Origin of the sequence: Afipia birgiae 34632 (genome assembly GCF_000308295.2) — a bacterium.
GTDB classification, from domain to species: Bacteria; Pseudomonadota; Alphaproteobacteria; order Rhizobiales; family Xanthobacteraceae; genus Afipia; species Afipia birgiae.
Genome location: NZ_HG326653.1, coordinates 426,822 through 447,240 on the forward strand (window position 1 = coordinate 426,822; position 20,419 = coordinate 447,240).

21 protein-coding genes and 1 tRNA gene are annotated in these 20,419 nt (G+C 61.6%); 10 read left to right on the top strand and 12 right to left on the bottom strand.

Features of this window, described 5'->3' with window-relative positions; genetic code table 11:
• The gene (gene ftsY, locus BN32_RS15950) at positions 1 to 945 is read right to left on the bottom strand and encodes a signal recognition particle-docking protein FtsY (protein WP_019199353.1); all 945 of its coding nucleotides are present in this window, start codon (positions 943 to 945) and stop codon (positions 1 to 3) included.
• A gap of 52 nt (positions 946 to 997) precedes the next feature.
• Between ftsY and BN32_RS15955 the strand changes: the two genes are divergently transcribed.
• Entirely contained in the window at positions 998 to 1,747 is a 750-nt protein-coding gene (locus BN32_RS15955) for an RluA family pseudouridine synthase (RefSeq protein ID WP_019199352.1), read from the top strand.
• A 118-nt stretch (positions 1,748 to 1,865) separates the two neighbouring features.
• On the opposite strand, the gene rpsA is transcribed toward BN32_RS15955, so the two are convergent.
• The 3 genes from rpsA to aroA form a co-directional block, all read right to left on the bottom strand.
• Complete coding sequence (gene rpsA, locus BN32_RS15960; RefSeq protein ID WP_019199351.1) at positions 1,866 to 3,566, bottom strand: 30S ribosomal protein S1; 1,701 nt, start codon at positions 3,564 to 3,566, stop codon at positions 1,866 to 1,868.
• Between the two features lie 249 nt (positions 3,567 to 3,815).
• Positions 3,816 to 4,454 (bottom strand): (d)CMP kinase, encoded by a 639-nt coding sequence (gene cmk / locus BN32_RS15965; RefSeq protein ID WP_019199350.1) that lies wholly within the window; start codon positions 4,452 to 4,454, stop codon positions 3,816 to 3,818.
• Positions 4,451 to 5,788 carry a 3-phosphoshikimate 1-carboxyvinyltransferase gene (aroA, locus tag BN32_RS15970; RefSeq protein ID WP_019199349.1) on the bottom strand — a complete coding sequence of 446 codons (1,338 nt, stop codon included), beginning with the start codon at positions 5,786 to 5,788 and terminating at the stop codon, positions 4,451 to 4,453. The genes cmk and aroA overlap by 4 nt, the downstream gene beginning before the upstream one ends.
• Before the next feature lie 153 nt (positions 5,789 to 5,941).
• On the opposite strand from aroA, the gene BN32_RS15975 reads away from it, so the two are divergent.
• From BN32_RS15975 to BN32_RS16015, 9 genes are all read left to right on the top strand, one after another.
• Positions 5,942 to 6,358 carry a TIGR02300 family protein gene (locus BN32_RS15975; RefSeq protein WP_019199348.1) on the top strand — a complete coding sequence of 139 codons (417 nt, stop codon included), beginning with the start codon at positions 5,942 to 5,944 and terminating at the stop codon, positions 6,356 to 6,358.
• Positions 6,359 to 6,448: 90 nt separating this feature from the next.
• Positions 6,449 to 6,524 (top strand) — tRNA-Ala (locus tag BN32_RS15980).
• A 202-nt stretch (positions 6,525 to 6,726) separates the two neighbouring features.
• Positions 6,727 to 7,932 carry a CaiB/BaiF CoA transferase family protein gene (locus BN32_RS15985; RefSeq protein WP_019199346.1) on the top strand — a complete coding sequence of 402 codons (1,206 nt, stop codon included), beginning with the start codon at positions 6,727 to 6,729 and terminating at the stop codon, positions 7,930 to 7,932.
• Between the two features lie 230 nt (positions 7,933 to 8,162).
• Entirely contained in the window at positions 8,163 to 9,476 is a 1,314-nt protein-coding gene (gene ugpB / locus BN32_RS15990) for a sn-glycerol-3-phosphate ABC transporter substrate-binding protein UgpB (RefSeq protein WP_019199345.1), read from the top strand.
• A gap of 80 nt (positions 9,477 to 9,556) precedes the next feature.
• On the top strand, positions 9,557 to 10,438 hold the full coding sequence (gene ugpA / locus BN32_RS15995) for a sn-glycerol-3-phosphate ABC transporter permease UgpA (protein WP_019199344.1): 882 nt from the start codon (positions 9,557 to 9,559) through the stop codon (positions 10,436 to 10,438).
• Positions 10,438 to 11,286: a sn-glycerol-3-phosphate ABC transporter permease UgpE gene (gene ugpE / locus BN32_RS16000; RefSeq protein WP_019199343.1), complete on the top strand. Its 849-nt coding sequence runs from the start codon at positions 10,438 to 10,440 to the stop codon at positions 11,284 to 11,286. Before ugpA ends, ugpE begins: the two co-directional genes overlap by 1 nt.
• Positions 11,287 to 11,310: 24 nt before the next feature.
• Positions 11,311 to 12,408, top strand: a complete 1,098-nt coding sequence (locus tag BN32_RS16005; RefSeq protein WP_019199342.1) for a sn-glycerol-3-phosphate import ATP-binding protein UgpC — start codon at positions 11,311 to 11,313, stop codon at positions 12,406 to 12,408.
• A 158-nt stretch (positions 12,409 to 12,566) separates the two neighbouring features.
• On the top strand, positions 12,567 to 12,992 hold the full coding sequence (locus BN32_RS16010) for an Hsp20 family protein (protein ID WP_006023255.1): 426 nt from the start codon (positions 12,567 to 12,569) through the stop codon (positions 12,990 to 12,992).
• A 50-nt stretch (positions 12,993 to 13,042) separates the two neighbouring features.
• A complete protein-coding gene (locus BN32_RS16015; RefSeq protein WP_019199340.1) occupies positions 13,043 to 13,303 on the top strand; it encodes a BQ00720 family protein in 261 nt (86 codons plus the stop codon).
• A 94-nt stretch (positions 13,304 to 13,397) separates the two neighbouring features.
• On the opposite strand, the gene ptsN is transcribed toward BN32_RS16015, so the two are convergent.
• From ptsN to BN32_RS16055, 8 genes are all read right to left on the bottom strand, one after another.
• Positions 13,398 to 13,859, bottom strand: coding sequence for a PTS IIA-like nitrogen regulatory protein PtsN (gene ptsN, locus BN32_RS16020; RefSeq protein ID WP_006023259.1), 462 nt, complete (start codon positions 13,857 to 13,859; stop codon positions 13,398 to 13,400).
• A gap of 139 nt (positions 13,860 to 13,998) precedes the next feature.
• Positions 13,999 to 14,610: a ribosome hibernation-promoting factor, HPF/YfiA family gene (gene hpf, locus BN32_RS16025; RefSeq protein WP_019199339.1), complete on the bottom strand. Its 612-nt coding sequence runs from the start codon at positions 14,608 to 14,610 to the stop codon at positions 13,999 to 14,001.
• A gap of 67 nt (positions 14,611 to 14,677) precedes the next feature.
• Positions 14,678 to 16,315 (bottom strand): RNA polymerase factor sigma-54, encoded by a 1,638-nt coding sequence (gene rpoN / locus BN32_RS16030; protein ID WP_019199338.1) that lies wholly within the window; start codon positions 16,313 to 16,315, stop codon positions 14,678 to 14,680.
• Between the two features lie 130 nt (positions 16,316 to 16,445).
• Positions 16,446 to 17,555, bottom strand: a complete 1,110-nt coding sequence (gene lptB, locus BN32_RS16035; RefSeq protein WP_019199337.1) for an LPS export ABC transporter ATP-binding protein — start codon at positions 17,553 to 17,555, stop codon at positions 16,446 to 16,448.
• Between the two features lie 110 nt (positions 17,556 to 17,665).
• Complete coding sequence (locus BN32_RS16040; protein ID WP_244438187.1) at positions 17,666 to 18,382, bottom strand: LptA/OstA family protein; 717 nt, start codon at positions 18,380 to 18,382, stop codon at positions 17,666 to 17,668.
• Between the two features lie 8 nt (positions 18,383 to 18,390).
• The gene (gene lptC, locus BN32_RS16045; RefSeq protein ID WP_019199335.1) at positions 18,391 to 19,092 is read right to left on the bottom strand and encodes an LPS export ABC transporter periplasmic protein LptC; all 702 of its coding nucleotides are present in this window, start codon (positions 19,090 to 19,092) and stop codon (positions 18,391 to 18,393) included.
• Between the two features lie 168 nt (positions 19,093 to 19,260).
• Positions 19,261 to 19,875 carry a ribonuclease D gene (locus BN32_RS16050; protein WP_019199334.1) on the bottom strand — a complete coding sequence of 205 codons (615 nt, stop codon included), beginning with the start codon at positions 19,873 to 19,875 and terminating at the stop codon, positions 19,261 to 19,263.
• Between the two features lie 104 nt (positions 19,876 to 19,979).
• Complete coding sequence (locus BN32_RS16055) at positions 19,980 to 20,339, bottom strand: DUF930 domain-containing protein (RefSeq protein ID WP_430641946.1); 360 nt, start codon at positions 20,337 to 20,339, stop codon at positions 19,980 to 19,982.
• Positions 20,340 to 20,419: the final 80 nt, after the last annotated feature.

Genomic DNA, 20,419 nt, shown 5'->3' on the forward strand with positions numbered 1-20,419 from the left:
TCAATTATCCTGTCCTGCGATCGCGCGGGCGAAGTCGCGCGCGGTGAACGGCGCGAGATCGTCGATCCCTTCCCCGACGCCAATGAAATGCACCGGCAGCTTGTACTTTTCCGACAGCGCTACGAGGATGCCGCCACGCGCCGTGCCATCGAGCTTGGTCATCACCAACCCCGTGACGCCCGCCGTCTTGTGAAACGCGTCGACCTGCGACAGCGCATTCTGGCCAACCGTTGCATCGAGCACCAGCAGCACGGCATGCGGCGCGCTTGAATCGACCTTGCCGATCACGCGCCGCACTTTCTCGAGCTCAACCATCAGTTCAGTCTTGTTCTGCAGGCGTCCCGCGGTATCGATCAGCAGCACATCCATGGCCTGCGCCCTTGCGGCTTCCACCGCCTCGAAGGCGAGACTTGCCGAATCCGAGCCCTGCGCGCGGGCCACCACCGGAACCTTGTTGCGCTCGCCCCATACCTTCAACTGCTCGATGGCGGCGGCGCGGAACGTATCGCCTGCGGCCAGCATGACCTTACGGCCTTCTGCGGAGAGTTTCGCGGCGAGCTTGCCGATGGTGGTAGTCTTGCCGGAGCCGTTGACGCCGACCACGAGAATGACGAATGGCTTTTGTGCGGCGTCAATTTCCAGCGGCTTCGCCACGGGGCCAAGCACCTTCTCGACTTCGGTCGCAACAATTGTCGTCACATCCTCTGCCGATACCGACTTGTCGTAGCGGCCCTTACCGACGGCCTCCGCGATACGCGCCGCAACCTCGGTTCCAAGGTCGGCGCGCAACAGCACATCCTCGATATCGTCGAGCATGGCGCGATCAAGCTTCCGCTTGGTGACGAGATCGGCCACCGCCGTGCCGAGCGAACTCGACGTACGCTTGAGGCCCGCAGAGAGCCTGCGCCACCAGCTTTGTTTGGGTTCTTGCGTGCTGTCGTTCATGCGGAGGGTGTGTTAGCTGTTTCGCCGCTGAAACGAAAGTCAACATTGGCCCATGGATACGCCGCAACCGACACCTGAGGAAATGCAGGCCCGCGTGCTTCACCGCGACGGGCTGATACTGGTGATCGACAAGCCGGCCGGGATCGCCGTGCATAAAGGGCCAAAAGGCGGCCCCAATCTCGAAGCCTCGTTCGACGCGCTACGCTACGGCCTGCCGCGGCCGCCAGTGCTGGCCCACCGGCTCGACCGCGACACCTCGGGCTGTCTCGTGCTGGGACGTCATCGCAAGGCCACCGCCTCGCTTGGCCTGCTGTTCAAGCACGGGAAGATCGACAAGACCTACTGGGCCGTGGTCGAAGGCGGCCCCGATGCGAGTGAAGGCGAGATCGATATTGCGCTGGGACGTTTGGACGCTGAGCGGGGTTGGTGGCAGAAGCCGGACCCGAACGGCCTGCCGTCAAAGACGACATGGCGCGTGCTGGGACGCGGCCAGGATGAAAGAGGAGCGCGCCTGACCTGGCTCGCCATGGAGCCGATCACCGGCCGCACCCACCAGTTGCGCGTGCATTGCGCGGCGAGCGGCTGGCCCATCGTCGGCGATAACATCTATGGCAACGGGCCGCGCTTCGGCGAACCATCGCTGCATCTGCATGCGCGCGAAATCGTCATACCGCTGTCGAAGAACAAGCCGCCGGTGCGTGTTGTCGCACCCGCACCCGCACATCTCCACCAACGGCTCCGGGCGTGCGGATGGAACGGCGAGGAAATTTTGGATGAGCCCGCGATAAGCTCTGCGATCTGAGCCAGCTTCTATTCGTCATTGCCGGGCTTGACAAGTTGAGTTCGTGGCAACCCCGTGCGCACAAACAAAAAGGGCTCCGGAAACTCCGGAGCCCTGATTGGTTTCAGCGATGAGGCGCTTACTTGTCGCGCTTCTTGAGAGCGTTGCCGAGAATGTCGCCCAGTGTCGCGCCCGAATCGGACGAGCCGTACTGTGCGATGGCTTCCTTCTCTTCAGCGACTTCAAGCGCCTTGATCGAGACCTGCACCTTGCGCGCCTTCTTGTCGAACTGGATGACGCGGGCGTCAACCTTTTCGCCAACTGCGAAGCGCTCGGCGCGCTGGTCGCCGCGATCGCGGGCAAGCTCAGAACGCTTGATGAAGGTGGTGAAGTCGGTGCCGGTGATCTGAACTTCGATACCGGCTTCCTTCACCTCGATGATTTCGCAGGTCACGACGGCGCCCTTCTTGACGTCGCCTGGTTCTGCGAACGGGTCGCCCTCGAGCTGCTTCACGCCGAGCGAGATGCGTTCCTTCTCGACATCGACGTCGAGCACCACGGCCTTGACCATGTCGCCCTTCTTGAAGTTGTCGATGACCTGTTCGCCCGGCTGTTTCCAGTCGAGGTCGGACAGATGGACCATGCCGTCCACTTCGCCGTCGAGGCCGAGGAACAGACCGAACTCGGTCTTGTTCTTGACTTCGCCTTCAACGACCGCACCCACCGGATACTTCTCGACAAAGACTTCCCAAGGATTGCGCATGGTCTGCTTGAGACCGAGCGAAATGCGGCGCTTGGCCGAATCCACTTCGAGAACCTGCACTTCGACTTCCTGCGAGGTCGAAACGATCTTGCCGGGGTGCATGTTCTTCTTGGTCCACGACATTTCCGAGACGTGGATCAGGCCTTCGATGCCCGGCTCCAGTTCGACGAATGCGCCGTAGTCGGTGATGTTGGTGACGCGTCCGGTGAAGCGCGAGTTCAGCGGATACTTCGCCTCGATGCCCTGCCATGGATCGTCCAGCAGCTGCTTCATGCCGAGAGAAATACGGTGGGTCTCGTGATTGATCTTGATGATCTTCACCTTGACCGTCTGGCCGATGGCAAGCACCTCGGTCGGATGGTTGACGCGGCGCCATGCGATATCGGTGACGTGCAGCAGACCGTCGATGCCGCCGAGGTCAACGAACGCACCGTAGTCGGTGATGTTCTTGACGACGCCGTCGATGACCTGACCCTCTTCGAGGTTCTGCACCAGCTCCTGACGCTGTTCGGCGCGGGTCTCTTCGAGAACCGTGCGGCGCGACACCACGATGTTGCCCCGGCGGCGATCCATCTTGAGGATCTGGAACGGCTGCGAGTTGTTCATCAGCGGTGCGACGTCGCGGATCGGACGAATGTCGACCTGCGAGCGCGGCAGGAAGGCGACAGCGCCGTCGAGATCGACGGTAAAGCCACCCTTGACCTGATTGAAGATAACGCCGTGAACCTTCTCGTTGTTGTTGAAGGCCTTCTCGAGCTTGCCCCAGCTTTCTTCGCGGCGCGCCTTGTCGCGCGACAGCACGGCTTCGCCGAGTGCGTTCTCGATCCGGTCGAGGAACACCTCGACTTCGTCGCCGACCTTGAGGTCGCTCTCACGGCCCGGGCCGTTGAATTCGCGGAGAGCCACGCGGCCCTCGGTCTTCAGGCCGACGTCGATGACGGCCATGTCTTTTTCAATTGCAACAACCTTGCCCTTGATGACGGAGCTTTCCTGCAGATTGCCGCCTGCAAAGGACTCGTCGAGCATCGCGGCGAAATCGTCGCGGGAAGGATTATATGAAGTAGCAGTCGAAGCCATTTGTTCTCCAAATGCGGAATGCCGGCAGCGGGGTTAAGGGCGTATCGCGCATCCAGTGCCAAAGGTCCGCAACCTTTGACGACCGCTTCCGCAAAGAGGAATTGCGACAGCGGGCCGGCGTGTGCCTGCACGAACGATACGGTGCAAAATTGGATTGCCGCGCGTGAAGCGCGTGGTCTGCTGTCCGGAGCTGAGACGAAAATCGACCTCAAAAACCGGGAGCGGGCATTCCTCCAATGACGGCGGGGACTATGCCCTCGGCCGGCCCGCTCGGACGGCCTCGACAATGTCGATGGCAGCTCGGACGCCGCTCTCTATATCCAACTGAGAGTTATCCAGCAAGTATGCATCCGGAGCCGCTTTTAAAGGCGCTGTAGCCCGGTTCTGGTCGCGTTCGTCGCGCTTCAGGATGTCCGCCAGCACCGCCGCCTCATCCGCCGCCTCGCCCCGGGCACGGGCCTCCAGGGTTCTGCGGCGAGCCCGGACATGGGGGTCCGCCACGACAAAGATCTTCACATCGGCATCCGGGCAGATCACGGTTCCGATATCGCGGCCATCCAGAACCGCTCCCGGCGGATCCGCTGCAAACTGCCGCTGAAAGTTGATAAGTACTTCCCTGACCTTGGGAATTGCCGAGACAACCGAGGCCGCGTCGCCCACTTTCTGGGTTTTCAGGACCGGATTGCCGAACTTTTCGGGGTCGAGTTCCATAGCCGCTGCGACGGCGAGGGCCTCGTTGGTCAGATCGGCCCCCATTTCCAGAAGCGCCTGAGCGACCGCACGGTAGATCACGCCGGTATCGAGATGGCGGTACCCGTAATGATGGGCGAGGCGCTTGCCGAGCGTACCTTTTCCGGAAGCCGCCGGACCGTCGATGGCGATGATCATGAGAAATCCGCTCCCAGGCCACGCATCATCGGAATGAAATCCGGGAAGCTGGTTGCGATGAATCCGGTGTCGTCGATTTTCACCGGCGCGTCCGACGCCGTGCCCATCACCAGCGCCGACATCGCGATGCGATGATCCATGTGGGTCGCGACGAGACCGCCGCCGGGCACGTGACCCTTGCCCACCACGATCATGTCATCGCCGGAAATCTGCACCTCAACGCCGTTGACGCGCAGCATGTCAGCTGTCGCTTCAAGCCGGTCGGATTCCTTGACGCGCAATTCCTGCAGGCCGCGCATCGTCGTGACGCCTTCTGCGAAGGCCGCGGCCACCGCGAGCACAAGATACTCGTCGATCATCGAGGGCGCGCGTTCCGGCGGCACCGTCACGCCCCGCAGTTGCGACGCGCGCACGCGGAATTGCGCCATCGGCTCGCCGGCATCATTGCGCTGATGGCTTTCCTCGATGGAGGCGCCCATTTCGCGCAATGTCGTGAAAAGCCCTGTCCGCAAGGGGTTTGTCATGATGTCGGTGAGAGTGACATCCGATTCAGGCACGATCAGCGCCGCGACAATGGGAAACGCAGCCGACGACGGATCTGCCGGCACGACGACATTTGCGCCGTGCAATTCGGGTTGCCCCGTCAGCGAAATCTTGCGGCCATGGGCGCCCTCTTTGACGGTGACCACGTGCGCGCCGAAATGCATCAGCATCAGTTCGGTATGGTCGCGGCTCGCTTCCTGCTCGATCACCGTTGTGATGCCCGGCGCTGACAATCCCGCCAATAGCACCGCCGACTTGATCTGCGCCGATGCCACTGGCGTGCGGTAGACCACCGGCAGCGGATCGCGCGCGCCTTGCAGCGTCATCGGCAACCGTCCGCCGTCCCCGCTTAACGTGACGCGTGCGCCCATCAATTCCAATGGATCGAGAATCCGGCGCATCGGCCGACCGCGAAGCGAGGCGTCGCCATCGAACGTCGCCGCGATCGGACATCCTGCGACCGCACCCATGGCAAGACGGCACCCAGTGCCGCTGTTGCCGAAATCGAGCGGGGCATCCGGCGCCTTGAAGCCGCCGACGCCGACGCCGCGCACCGACCAGGCTCCCTCACCGGTGCGCTCGACCCGCGCACCGAGCGCTGCCATGGCCTTGGCGGTATTGAGAACGTCCTCGCCCTCCAGAAGGCCAGAAATCCGGGTCTCGCCAACCGCCAGCGCGCCCAGAATCAGGGCCCGGTGGGAGATTGATTTGTCGCCCGGAACGCGAACACGGCCGCTGAGGGCGCCCGCCGCACGCGATTCCAGCGGGGTTGGGTGGTCGGAATGGGTCAAGATGGCATTTTCCTTGTGTAGAGCGGGCTCCTACCATGGGCTTTACGGAACGTCACGGGCCGGTCATTTATCCCCCAAACCGCTATTGACAGCGGCGGCGCAACTAGCCAAGTGAAGCACCGCTTTTTCAAGACATCCTCAGGACTATAAACCGTGGCCAAAGCCGATCTCGGAACCAAGCGCATTTGCCCGACCACGGGCAAAAAGTTCTATGACCTCAACAAGAACCCGGTGATTTCGCCGTATACTGGCGAGATCGTGCCCATCGCACCGGTTCCGCCGCCACGGACACGCGCCGACGCTGCCGCACGGGCTGCCGCAGCCAATGCCGCCAGCATCGTGCCAGAGCCCGCCGAGGCGGAAGAATTGGTCTCGCTGGAAGAGGCCGACGCCGAAGAGAACAGCGGCAAGGTCAAGGCCGTGCTGCCGGAATCCGAGGACGACATCGAAGTCGATGAGACCCTCACCGACGACGACGATGATGATTCGACCTTCATCGCCGAGGACGAGGAAGACGACGAAGACGTCACTGACATCATCGGTGATGTCTCGGGCGATGAAGAGACTTGAGATAAATCCTCAAGTGTGATTTTTCGGTCCGGCGCGCGACGCGCGCCGATTCAGATAACCCGCGCAGTCCCATCGCGCGGCAAGGTGTTCGGGGCCATAGCTCAGCTGGGAGAGCGCTTGCATGGCATGCAAGAGGTCGGCGGTTCGATCCCGCCTGGCTCCACCAACCCTCTCAACGAAACTAGCACTCGTGTTTTGTTGCAAACCGCGTTCGCTCACTGAACAGAGCGGCAGCGCAGCATGCGCGCGCGCATGGATGCCAACCGGCGCGGATATTGACGGCACTGTCCGAATTCTTTCAATGTGACCGCAGGCTGCAACTCCAGCAGCATCGTCTTCAAAATTTTCGCTGATTGAAGGTTGACCCCATGACATCTCAAACCGCGACCGGTGCAATGGCCGGACTGCGCGTCGTCGATTTGACGCGCGTGCTCGGCGGTCCCTACTGCACACAGATTCTCGCCGACCACGGCGCGGATGTCGTGAAGGTCGAACCGCCGGCCGGTGACGAGACCCGCGATTGGGGCCCTCCGTTCCACGACGACGATGCGGCGTACTTCATCGGCACCAATCGCAACAAGCGCGCGATCGCCCTGGACCTCGCGTCGGAAGGCGGACGCGCGGTGCTGATGAAGATGCTCGAAACCGCCGACGTTCTCACCGAAAATTTCAAGCCGGGAACACTCGACAAATGGGGCATCGGCAATGATTTCCTCCGCGAGAAATTTCCCCGATTGATCCACTGCCGCATTTCCGGATTCGGCGCTGACGGACCCCACGGTGGACATCCAGGTTACGACGCGATCATTCAGTCCATGGTCGGCCTGATGGCCTCGACCGGATCGCCGCAGAGCGGCCCGACCCGAATCGGCGTCGCGCTCGTCGACATGACGACGGGGCTTTATGCCACAGTCGGCATCTTGATGGCGCTGGCGGAACGCGCCAGGTCCGGCAAGGGACAGTTTCTCGAGACTACACTCTATGAAACCGGTCTCGCGATCATGCATCCGCACACCGCCAACTATTTCCTTCACGGCAAGCCGCCGGCGCTGACCGGCAACGAGCATCCGAACCTCGTGCCGTATGCGGTGTTTCCAGCGCGCGACGGCGACATCTTCATGGGCGTGGGCAATGACGGCACCTTCCGCAAGCTGATGAAGGAGCTCGGCAAGCCCGAACTGGGCACCGATCCGCGCTTCGCGCGTAATCGTGATCGCATCGCGCATCGCGACGAGCTGCGCGCCGTGATCGTCGATATCCTGAAAGACCATGACAGCGAGCCGTTGTGCCGGCGTCTGCTGGCCGCAGGCCTGCCCGCTGGCCCGGTGCAATCGATCGACAAGGCGCTGGCGAGCGAACACGTCAAGCATCGCGGCGATATCATCGAAAAGGACTGGTACAAGGGCGTCGCCTCCCCGATCCGTTTCGACCGCACCAAGGCCTCGCTGCGTCACGTGCCGCCGAAGTTCAGCGAGCATACCGATACCGTGCTGGCAGAGTTCGGCTACTCGGCGAAAGAGATCGCCGATCTGCGCGCCTCTGGCGTTGTCGCGGGGCCGGAGCGAAAGCGCTAGGCTCCGCCGTTCCTGCACTCCGCTACAGGGCGACGGCAATGCCGTCGCCCTGCGCCGCTCGTGTGTGGCCAAATCGTTCCGGACGCAACGACCGGTCATATGCCCCCAAGGTCGAAGCCATTTAAGGCTTCCCACAGGCGACCCTCCCCGCTTACCATCCGGCGTCACCAGCACGTCATCCGGCGCTGTTACCGCGCAACGATGATGACGGCTTCAGGGAGAAAATATCGATGACAATTCGCCAGATGGGCTTTGGCCTGGCTGCTTCGACCCTTCTTGCTTTTGCAACGCCCGCGCAGGCCGTCACCGAAATTCAGTGGTGGCACGCCATGACCGGCGGCAACAACGATATCGTCAACAAGCTGGCGGCGGATTTCAACGCCTCGCAGGGCGACTACAAGGTCGTCCCCTCCTTCAAGGGCAGCTACCCCGACACCATGAACGCAGGCATCGCTGCCTTCCGTGCCGGCAACGCACCGCACATCATCCAGGTATTCGAAGTCGGCACGGCGACGATGATGAGCGCCACGGGCGCGATCAAGCCGGTCTACCAGCTCATGAAGGACGCGAACGAGCCGTTCGATCCGAAGGCCTATCTGCCTGCAATCACCGGTTATTATTCGACGGCGAAGGGCGACATGCTGTCGTTCCCCTTCAACTCCTCGTCGATGGTGATGTGGGTCAACCTTGATGCGCTCAAGAAGGCCAACATCGCGGAAATCCCGAAAACATGGCCTCAGGTTTTCGATGCTGCGAAAAAGCTGAAGGCGGCCGGATACACCACGTGCGGTTTTTCCAATGCGTGGGCGTCGTGGGCCCACATCGAGCAGTTTTCCGCCTGGCATAACGTCGCGATCGGCAGCAAGGCGAACGGCCTCGACGGTTTCGACACCGTGCTGAAATTCAACTCACCGCTGCACATCAAGCACCTGCAGAACCTGATGGACCTGCAGAAAGACAAGACCTACGACTATTCCGGCCGCGCCAATGCGAGCGAGAGCCGCTTCAGTTCCGGCGAATGCCCGCTCTTCCTGACCTCGTCAGGTTACTACGCAACAGCCAAGGGCACTGCGAAGTTCGAGTTCACCTCGGCGCCGATGCCGTACTATCCGGACGCCGCCGGCGCGCCACAGAACTCAATCATCGGCGGCGCATCGCTCTGGGTGATGGGCGGCAAAAAGCCTGAGGAATACAAAGGCGTCGCCAAGTTTTTTGCCTTCCTGTCCGACACCAACCGCCAGGCCAGGCTGCATCAGGAATCCGGCTACCTGCCGATCACCAAGGCCGCGTATGAAAAGACCAAGACCGACGGCTTCTATGACAAGAACCCGACGCTGCAAACGCCGCTGAAGGAGCTCACCAACAAGGAGCCGACGGAAAATTCACGTGGCCTGCGCTTCGGCAACATGGTGCAGATGCGCGATATCTGGGCGGAAGAAATGGAAGCCGCGCTCGCGGGCCAAAAGACCGCCAAGGACGCGCTCGATTCGGCTGTGAGCCGTGGCAACGCCATGCTGCGGACGTTCGAAAAAACCGCGAAGTGAGTGAGATAAGGTTGAGGCAATTGAGAGCAGCGATTGCCCCCTCCCCCCGCCCTTGCGGCGGGGAGGGGAGGCATTGTTGAATGGAAAAGTCGGCCACCTTTAACAACAGGCTGCTTCCGTACCTGCTGCTCGCGCCGCAGCTCGTCATCACTTTCGTGTTTTTCTACTGGCCCGCCAGTCAGGCGGTTTTGCAGTCGTTCAAGCGCGAAGACGCCTTCGGCCTCACATCGGAATTCGTCGGCCTGGAGAATTATCAGGCCCTGTTCGCGCAGCCTGAATACTACAAGGCGATATGGACGACGGTGGTGTTCTCCACCCTGGTCGCATTGCTGTCGCTCAGCATCGCGCTGCTGTTCGCGACCCAGGCCGACAAGAACCTGAAGGCGGCGCCCGCCTTCAAGACATTCCTGATCTGGCCTTACGCCGTCGCACCCGCAATCGCCGGTGTGCTGTGGATATTCATGTTTCATCCCTCGCTCGGCACGCTGGCGCGGCCGCTGCGCGTTCTCGGCTTCGACTGGAATCCCCTGCTGAACGGCAATCACGCCATGACGCTGGTGGTGATGGCCGCCGTCTGGAAGCAGATCTCCTACAACTTTCTGTTCTTCCTCGCCGGCCTGCAATCGATCCCCAGGAGTGTACTCGAAGCCAGCGCGATCGACGGCGCGGGCCCGCTGCGCCGGTTCTGGACCATCGTCTTTCCATTGCTCTCGCCCACCACGTTCTTCCTGCTGGTGGTCAACGTGGTCTACGTCTTCTTCGATACGTTCGGCATCATCGACGCTGTCACCGGCGGCGGCCCGGCCGGCGCGACAACCACCATGGTCTACAAGGTTTACGCAGATGGACGGCTCGGCGGCGATCTCGGCGGCTCCGCGGCGCAATCCGTGGTGTTGATGGTCATCGTCATCGCGCTAACCGCCGTCCAGTTCCGCTATGTCGAGCGCAAGGTGCAGTACTGATGGTCGAGCATCGTCCCCTGCGCGATTTCGTCGCCTACGCCATCCTCACCTTCGGCATCTTCATCGTCGCGTTTCCTGTCTACCTTGCACTGATCGCGTCGACCCACGACGCGGCGACAGTGGTCAACGGAAACATGCCGCTCTCGCCCGGCGGACACACCCTGGAAAACTATTACCGGGCGATCTTCGTCGGCGGCTCGCGCGCCAGCCGCGAGCCGGTCGGTCACATGCTGATGAATTCGTTCATCTCGGCCGTCGGCATCGCAATAGGCAAGATCTTCATTTCCATCCTGTCAGCGTTTGCAGTGGTGTACTTCCGCTTTCCGTTCCGGAAGACCGCGTTCTGGATCATTTTCGTCACGCTGATGCTGCCGGTCGAGGTCCGCATCTATCCCACCTACAAGGTGGTTGCGGACCTGCACATGCTCGACACCTATGCCGGGCTGATCCTGCCGCTGATCGCCTCGGCCACCGGAACACTGCTGTTCCGGCAATTCTTCATGACCATTCCCGAAGAATTGCTGGAAGCCTCGAAGATCGACGGCGCAGGTCCATTCCGGTTTTTCAAGGATACGCTGCTGCCGCTGTCCGTCACCACCATCGCCGCATTGTTCGTGATCCAGTTCATTTACGGCTGGAATCAGTATCTGTGGCCGCTGCTGATCACGACACAGGATTCGATGCAGACCATTGTGACCGGCATCAAGAAAATGCTGACCACCACCGACGAACTCGCGGAATGGCAGTTGGCGATGGCGACAGCGATTCTTGCGATGCTGCCCCCGGTCGCGGTTGTCATTTTCATGCAACGGCTGTTCGTGCGCGGTCTCGTTGAAACTGAAAAGTAGCAGCTGGAGCTTTAAGGAACGAGCATGTCGAATGTCGTCCTGCGCGATGTGAAAAAGACCTATCCCGGCGGGGTCGATGCGATCAAAGGCATCAACCTCGAGGTCGGCGACGGACAGTTCTGCGTGCTGGTCGGACCAAGCGGCTGCGGTAAATCCACTTTGCTGCGCATGGTCGCGGGTCTTGAGACCATCACCGACGGCGAGATCGACATCGGCGGCCGCGTGGTCAATGAGATCGAACCGGCTGATCGCGACATCGCCATGGTGTTCCAGAACTACGCGCTCTATCCGCACATGAGCGTTTACAACAACATGGCCTACGGTCTGCGCAATCGCGGCACGCCGAAACCAGAGATCGATACGCGGGTGCGGGAAGCCGCGCAGATTCTCGAAATCACGCCGCTGCTGGATCGCAAGCCGCGGCAACTATCCGGCGGCCAGCGTCAGCGCGTCGCCATGGGCCGCGCCATTGTGCGCCAGCCGAAGGTGTTTCTGTTCGACGAGCCGCTTTCAAATCTCGATGCCAAGTTGCGGGTCGCCATGCGCGTCGAAATCCGCAAGCTGCAGCGCCGCCTCAGGACCACCTCGATCTACGTCACCCACGACCAGATGGAAGCGATGACCCTCGCCGACATTCTGGTGGTGATGAACGGCGGACAGGTCGAGCAGATCGGCAAGCCGCTCGACATCTACAAGAAGCCCGCTACGACTTTCGTCGCCTCCTTCATCGGCGCGCCGCCAATGAACCTGCTGTCGGTGGCCGCAAACGGACTCGGCGAACCGCTCGATACCCTGCAGATCAAGGTGCCTGGCGATGCCATCCTCGGCATCCGCCCGGAGGACTTCGTGCTGGCCGGCACCGCCCCCCAAGGCCTCGCGCTTGAACTCATGGTCGATGCCATCGAGCGGGTTGGCGCCGAAACATACGTCTACGGCACCAGACCGCGTGCCGATGGCGGGCTAACCGTCAGCGCCAAGCCCGGCGAATTGCCGCCGGGCGAGATCATCGTCCGGCTGCCCGGAGAGGCGGCTCCCGCCATCGGCGAGCGGATCAAGGTTTCCGCCGCGCGCGACAAGCTGCACCTGTTCAGCCCCGGCGGCCGCAGCCGGATGGCCGGTTAGCCCGGATTCACCCCTGTTTACTGGCAGTTAGGGGTTCTTGAACAACGTAAGAGACATCGCCATATTTGTTTCAACCGGCAGGCCGCTAGGCTGCCGGGAACCCAGGAAGGAGTGCCGCAAGGGCTCCGACCCAAAGTCGCTTCGAGAGGACTTTGTGAATGTCTCGTGTTCCTTCGCTATCGAGTCCGTTCCTTTTGGGATTCGACGAAATCGAGCGTGCGCTCGATCGCGTCGTGAAAGGCGCAGACGGTTATCCTCCTTACAACATCGAGCGGTGCGGCCGTGATGACGGCCAGCCCGAGCGCCTGCGGATCACGCTGGCGGTTGCCGGGTTTACCCGCGACCAACTCGATGTAACCACTGAGGAAAACCAGCTCGTGATCCGGGGCCGCCAGCAGGACGACAAGACCCGGCAGTACATCCACCGCGGCATCGCCGCGCGTCACTTCCAGCGGACCTTTGTGCTGGCGGACGGGATGTATGTCATCGGCGCAGACCTGAAGAACGGCCTGCTGTCGATCGATCTGGCTCGTCCCGAGCCTGAACGGGTCGTTAAGACGATAGCCATCAATGAACACGAATAATGGAACGAGTAGCGGACTCGACCGCTTAACACCTACAAGGAGTCGAGACCATGACTGGTAATGTCATCTTCGAACCCGCCGTCTCGCTTGAGGCGCTGGCAACCCTGGGCGAAGGCCACATCGCCTACGTGAAACAGATTCGCTCGGAAGACGTGCCGGGACTTTTCCCGCAGGCGCCGCAGATCGCGCCCGGCCTGAAGCTGTTCGCGCTTCATGCTGCCGACGGCACCCCGATCATGCTGACCGACAGCCGCGAGGCGGCGATCGCGAATGCATGGAGCAACGAGCTAGAGACCGTCAGCGTTCACTGAGCCGGCCACAGGCCGCGCAGTGATGCGACGATCGGAAACGAAGCGGCAGCGCGGCGAGCGCTGCCGTTTTTGTTTTATGAGAGCGCTAAGATGATTACGCCGCAGTCGCCGGCGGCAGCGCCAGCACCGAATACAGCGCCTGCGCGTCCTTCGAGGCGCGCAGCTTCTTGGCGATGTCCTGATCGCGCAGCAGCCGCGCAATGCGCGCCAGCGCCTTCAGATGGTCTGCGCCCGCGCCTTCAGGGGCCAGCAGCAGAAACACCAGGTCGACCGGCTGACCGTCCATCGCCTCGAAGTCGATCGGGCGATCCAGCCGTGCGAACAGGCCAGACAGCTTGTCGAGCTTCGGCAGCTTGCCGTGAGGGATCGCCACGCCATAACCAACGGCCGTAGTCCCCAGCTTTTCGCGCTGGAGAAGCACTTCGAAGATCGACCGCTCGTTCTGTCCGGTGAGAACAGCGGCACGCGCCGCAAGCTCCTGAAGCGCCTGCTTCTTGCTGTTGACCTTCAAAGCAGGGAGAATCGCCTCCGGTGCGACCAGATCGGTAATCGTCATGGGGCGTTCCGAGGATAAGTTAAGCCGTTGGTGTACTTATTAAATCGGTCTCTGACCGGGTGACGTCAAGGGGCCCTCGAGCCCACTATGGCTCGCGTCCCTGAAAGGCGGCGGACCATAGTTAGGCTTATTCAGGGCGTCAATGGCGAGCCGGCTCGCTGATCACAGGGGGATCGACCCAGCCAACGTTCCCGTCCGGCCGCCTGTAGATGATGTTCACCCGCCCGCTGCCGCCGTGCTGGAACACCATGACCGGCGCACCGGTCAAATCGAGTTCCATGACTGCTTCGCTGACCGAGTAGCGCTTCAGCGAGGTCGTCGCCTCGGCGATGATGACGGGATTGAACTCGTTGACATCGTCGTCGTGCGACGGCGCTTCGATCACATAGCTCGGCGCGTCCAGCGCAGCGCCATTGAGATCGGACAACGCAGCGGTCGCTGCATATGCCTTGCGTGCGGAGCGATCCTTCAGGCGGCTCTTGTAGCGGCGCAGGCGTTTTTCGATCAGCAGCAATGCCTGGTCCGCACTGACATAAGCGTCGGCAGCTATCGAATCCGCTTCAAGCGTGATTCCCGAATCCAGATGAAGCGAGCAATCGGTGCGAAAGCCGATGCCGTCCTTGCTGAGCGTGATGTGGCCCGAGTAATTGCCATCAAAATATTTTCGCAGCACTTCGTTCGTGCGTTCGCTCACGCGATCGCGAAGGGCTTCACCGACGCTGATGCTTTTTCCAGAGACCCGGAGTGTCATGACGTTCCTCACTTGCTTCTTCAACTGCAGTTCGGATGAGGGAGCGTTCCGCTTCTTGGCGTCGCAGTCAAGCGGTAGCTGTGTCGCGGGACCTGTCCACGGCCGGAGCGGCCGACGTTAAGGCTGTACCGAGCATGCTCTGCTTGTCGCGGCGACGTTGCACGGACGAAGGAATACGCATGGCTTCACGATACTTCGCTACCGTGCGCCGGGCTATATCAATGCCGTCGCCATGCAATCGTTCCACGATGGTATCGTCCGAGAGGATTGCCGTGGGACTTTCGGCGTCGATCAGCTGTTTGATGCGGTGCCGCACAGCTTCGGCGGAATGCGCGTCCCCGCCGTCCGCGGAGGCGATCGAAGCGGTAAAGAAATACTTGAGTTCGAACGTGCCCCGATTGGTCGCCATGTACTTGTTCGCGGTTACCCGCGAGACGGTTGATTCATGCATCTGGATGGCGTCGGCAACGGCTTTCAGATTGAGCGGGCGCAAATGCGCTACGCCCTGCGAGAAAAAGCCATCCTGCTGGCGAACGATTTCGGTCGCCACCTTCAGGATCGTCCGCGCCCGCTGATCGAGCGCCCGCACCAGCCACGTCGCATTCTGCAGGCAGTCGGTGAAGTAGGATTTGTCGCCGTCCTTGCGGATGGTTTTGGACAGTTGCGAATAGTAAACCTGATTGACCAAAACTTTCGGCAAAGTGTCGCTGTTGAGCTCGACATGCCAGCCGCCGTCGGGACCGGGACGGACATAAACATCCGGCACCACGCTCTGGGTCTTGGCCGATCCGAACTTCAGGCCGGGCTTTGGATTGAGGTGACGGATTTCGCCGATCATGTCGGCGATGTCTTCATCATCGACGCCGCAGATTTTTCTTAAGGAAGCGATGTCGCGTTTCGCGAGCAAATCGAGATTTTCGATCAGCGCTTGCATCGCCGGATCGTAGCGGTCGCGCTCACGCAACTGGATCGCAAGGCATTCGCTCAGATTGCGCGCGCAGACGCCCGGGGGATCGAACTTCTGCAGAACCGCAAGCACGGCCTCGACCTCGTCATGCGACGTGCCGAGTTTGTCATGCGCATCACCGAGATCGGCAGGCACATACCCGGCGTCATCGACGAGGTCGATCAGATACTGACCGATCATGCGGCGCATCGGATCCGGAAACGCGACCGCCAACTGCTCCGCGAGATGGCCGCCGAGCGTTGTTTCCGCCGCGACAAAGGCTTCGAGATTGTAGTCGTCGTCGTTCGACGCGCCGCCGCCCCATTCGGTGTAGGCGGTTGGCGCGGCATCCTGCGCGTTCCGCGCGGCGGCGTCCGCTGGCTCCTCCGGAAACACGTTCTCCATGCCGGTATCGAGGGTCTGCTCGATCTCGGTACGGGTCCCGAGATCGGGCGCCATCCACTCCTCGGCGCCGGCCTCGAAGTCGCCGGATCGCTCGCCGTCAACCCCGGAAGCGAACTCCGCACCGTCGGAAAAATCCGCGCCATCGCCTTCGGCATGGGAGCCGGGGGGCTCGCCGTGATCGGGGGCGCCATCCTGATTGGCCCGCTCAAGCAGCGGGTTGCGCTCGAGCTCGTCCTCGACGAACGCCACGAGGTCAAGATTCGACAGCTGCAGCAGCTTGATCGCCTGCATCAGCTGCGGCGTCATCACCAGCGACTGCGACTGGCGGAACTCTAATCTCTGCGTCAGCGCCATAAAAACCAGATCCGGTCCAAAAGTTGGTCCGTTTCTTGCTTATATGTTTCTCGCAAACTTGTACACGGCTTGACGTTTCGAAAATTCGGGATGCTGCGTCGGCCGCTCACGGATCGCTGATCAAGGTGAATCAGAGCCGGAATTCTTCACCCAGATAGAGGCGGCGCACATCCGGGTCGTTGACGATTTCGTCCGGGCTGCCCTCGGTCAGCACCTCACCCGCATAAACAATATAGGCGCGGTCGGTCAGGCCGAGCGTCTCGCGGACATTATGGTCGGTGATCAGAACGCCGATGCCGCGCGCGGTGAGATGGCGCACCAGTTGCTGAATATCGCCGACCGCAATGGGATCGATGCCGGCGAACGGTTCGTCGAGCAGCATGTAGTTGGGACGCGAGGCCAGCGCGCGCGCGATTTCCACGCGGCGACGCTCGCCGCCGGAGAGTGCGATGGATGGCGATTTCCGCAAACGCGTGATGTTGAATTCATCGAGCAGCGAATCCAGTTCGCGTTCGCGCTTGCGCTTGTCGGGCTCGACCACTTCCAGCACCGCGCGAATGTTGTCCTCGACAGACAGCCCGCGAAAGATCGATGCTTCCTGCGGCAGATAACCGATACCAAGCCGAGCGCGCTGATACATCGGCAGTTGCGTCACGTCGTGACCATCGAGTTCGACACGGCCGCGATCCGGCTTGATGAGACCGGTGATCATGTAGAAACAGGTGGTCTTGCCAGCGCCATTCGGCCCGAGAATACCGACAGCCTCGCCGCGCCGGACATAGATGCTGACGCCGTGCACGATCTTGCGCGTGCCGAAACTCTTTTCGACGCCGTGAACGGCGAGATACCCCGAGTGCCGCGCACGGGGCGCTGTCCCGTTGTTGGTTGCGGCGCGGGTGCGCGGCGCGCCCGCGCGCGGCTGCTCCTTCACGGCATCCCCGCGCGGCAGGTTGCGCGGGATGGGCGGCGCATTGTGCGTGAATGCAGATGTGTCCTGCGGCGCGAGCGGTGGTAGCTCGCGAGGAGTCGCTGTAACCGCTTCGCGCCTGACCGGCGCGTTGTTGTGGGACGCCTCAGGCGCAGCTAGCGGCTTCTCGCCCGCGGCCGGCTTGAAGATGTCCCCCATCCGCGCCGCGAGCGAGGTGATGTCCCGGCGCAGGTCATCCTGGCGCGAACGCGCGAAGCCCTGCCGTCCGCGCCCCGGGCCTCGACGACGAAAGATGCGCAGGAGATCAACCATGCCCGCTTCAAATCAGCCCTTGGAGTGTTGCCTGAGCATGATGGAGCAAAGGCACGTTGCCCATCCCCAAATGTTCAGGCGCTGGGTGATACAGGCTCGGCGCATCCGGTTCAACCGTTGCGCTTGCGCGAGTTGGACAAGTCGTTGAGTTTGAGCGGCTTTCCGGCCCCGCCGATTGGCGGCGACGGCTGGGCGCCGGAGGGATTGCCGCCCGGTTGCGCCGCGTTCGGCGCCGCCTGAAACACGCCCTGTACGCGTCCGCTGTTCGATTCGACCCGGGAGACACCGGTCGTAAGATCGACAACAAGGCGATCGCCGCGCAGAACGTTCTTGTCCTTGGTCAGCAGGACATTGCCATGCATCGTGACCGTATTGGCGCGCATGTCGAATACGCCGCGGTCGCCGGTCACGGTTGAATCCTTCTGGGTGACGATGACCCCACCTTGCGCCTCAAGCCGCTTGATCGCCGAACTGCCTGTCGGTCCGGGCGTCGATGCTTTCATCGCCGGCTTCTTGCTGCCGCCGGACTGATCGTTGTCGTAAAATACGATGAGCGTCTTGCAGAGCATCGTGGTGTCGCCCTGCACGACCTTCACATTGCCGCTGAACGTCGCCGCCTTGTCCTTGTCGCGCATTTCGAGCGAGGCCGCATCGATCTGAATCGGCTTGTCGCGGTTTTGCGAAAAGCCCTGCATCGCGTTGGGCACGCCTGTTGCCGAAGTCTGCGCAAATCCATCGCCCGGAGCGCACAGGACGACAACGAGCGCCGCTGCGGACAGTGCGCGCGCGACGTTGCCGACATTGAGCTTGCTGTGAATCGTCATCATCCAAAAAATCATTTTGCGGCGGCGTCCTGTGCTGGCGCCTGATTGCGTGTCGATGCATCCTTGGCAGATTCGTCCAGAATCAGGACCATCGAAACACCGCCCTCAAAGCGCACCAGCGCACCATTTTCCGTGATTCTGAGACGCTGTGCGTCCAGCGTGCCGTTCAGCAGTTTCACCGCCACGGGCTTATCCGAGGACACCGTGCCGCCGCCGAGATCGACAGTGGCCTGTGTCAGCCGCGCCTCGTATCCCGTGGTGGATTGCAAGAAGATATTGTCCTTCAGATCCAGCAACTGGGTTTTGGTATCGAACAGGCCGGCGCGCGCGTCCATGGTGATGCCCGTCTTGTCTTCCATCTGAACCTTGGCGCGCAGTTCGTGCAGCTCGACATTGTTCGGTTTGGTCACGTCCTGCACAGCAGATTTGGCCCAGAGTTCGTAAGGCCGCTGATCCGGCGTGAAGCCGGCGAGATGCGGCGAGTCCATCGTGATCCTGGTGCCGGAGACTCCGAGCTTGCCGATATCGATCGGCAGCTTCGACAGAATCCGGAACGGATTGAACAGCGAGATGCCGATGATTGTCAGCATCGCGGCGGCCACCATCACCGGCACAGCCAGCCGCATCTGGCGCACGCGGCGGCTGTGGCGCTTCGCCTTCGCGTAGCGCGCATCCGCACCAGCCTGATAGCTCTGGCTCTGAACCGAAACCAAAATATGCTCCGAAGCGCCGGGGTGGCCTGGTCATTCTACGTCAATGACACAGCTTTTTGCAGCCCGGCATTTGTCCCGCCTTACCAAGCACTTGGCAAAGAGCAAAAAAGTGACGGAAACCGGGCAAACTTCGCTGCAAATGGCGAAACCGGGCTGCAAATGGCCAGATTATGAATGCGCGAAAATATCGTCGTTTTCCCAGCCCTGCAGGTCCAGCTTCGCGCGGGTGGGCAGAAACTGGAAGCAGGCGGCGGCAAGCGCCTCCCGGTTCTCGCGCGCCAGCATGGCGTCGAGCTTTTCGCGCAGCGCGTGAAGATGCAGCACGTCGGACGCCGCGTAGGCGAGCTGCGCGTCGGTCAAGGTTGCCGCGCCCCAGTCGCTTGATTGCTGCTGTTTCGACAGATCGACGCCGAGCACCTCGCGCACCAGATCTTTCAAGCCGTGGCGATCGGTGTAGGTACGGACCAGCCGCGACACGATCTTGGTGCAGTAGACCGGCTCCGGCATCACGCCGAAGGCATGAAACAGCACGGCGAGATCGAACCGCGCGAAATGAAAAATCTTGGTGACCTTCGGATCGCCCAGCAGCCTCTTCAGATTCGGCGCATCGGTGTGACCGGCGGGAATCTGCACCACGTCCGCTGTGCCGTCGCCGTTCGACAGCTGGATCACGCACAGCCGGTCGCGATGCGGATTGAGACCCAGCGTCTCGGTGTCGATCGCCACCGACTGCGTGTAGCGCGAAAGATCCGGCAGGTCGCCGCGATGCAGGCGGATGGTCATGGTCAGTCAGAACCCTTGGTTTGCAGATTGTTCGAATCGACGGGCCTAAACTACCGCCCAAATCCCCTGACGACGAGGGGTGGATGAGCCGTATTTGCTGGGCTTCAGCGCCACAGGCCCAGCGCCGCCCATTTCGATTCGGGAATCGGCTCGCCGATCTTGTAGCTGAACGACAACACCTTCATGTGGTCGGGCGTACCCTTGCAGGTGAAGGAAAACGAATACCATCGTCCTTTGCTGCGGAATGCGCCGCCCTTGCCGGTGACGGTGTCGCCGGCGTGAACCGGATGCGACACCACATCGGTCTTGGCGCGATCGGGGTGATAGGGATTGGCGTCCCGGTCGATCCGGTTCATCGCTTCGAGATCGCAGACCTGCTCAAGCCGGGTTTGCGGATCGAGCTTCTTCAGACTTGCTGCGAACCGGGCGTCCATTGCCACGGCGGGCGCAGCCGGCAACAGCATGGCGATCAGGACAACGGCTGAATTTTTCACGAAAGCACCACCGGAGATGTTGAATGAAGGGTGCACCGTCTGGAAAACCT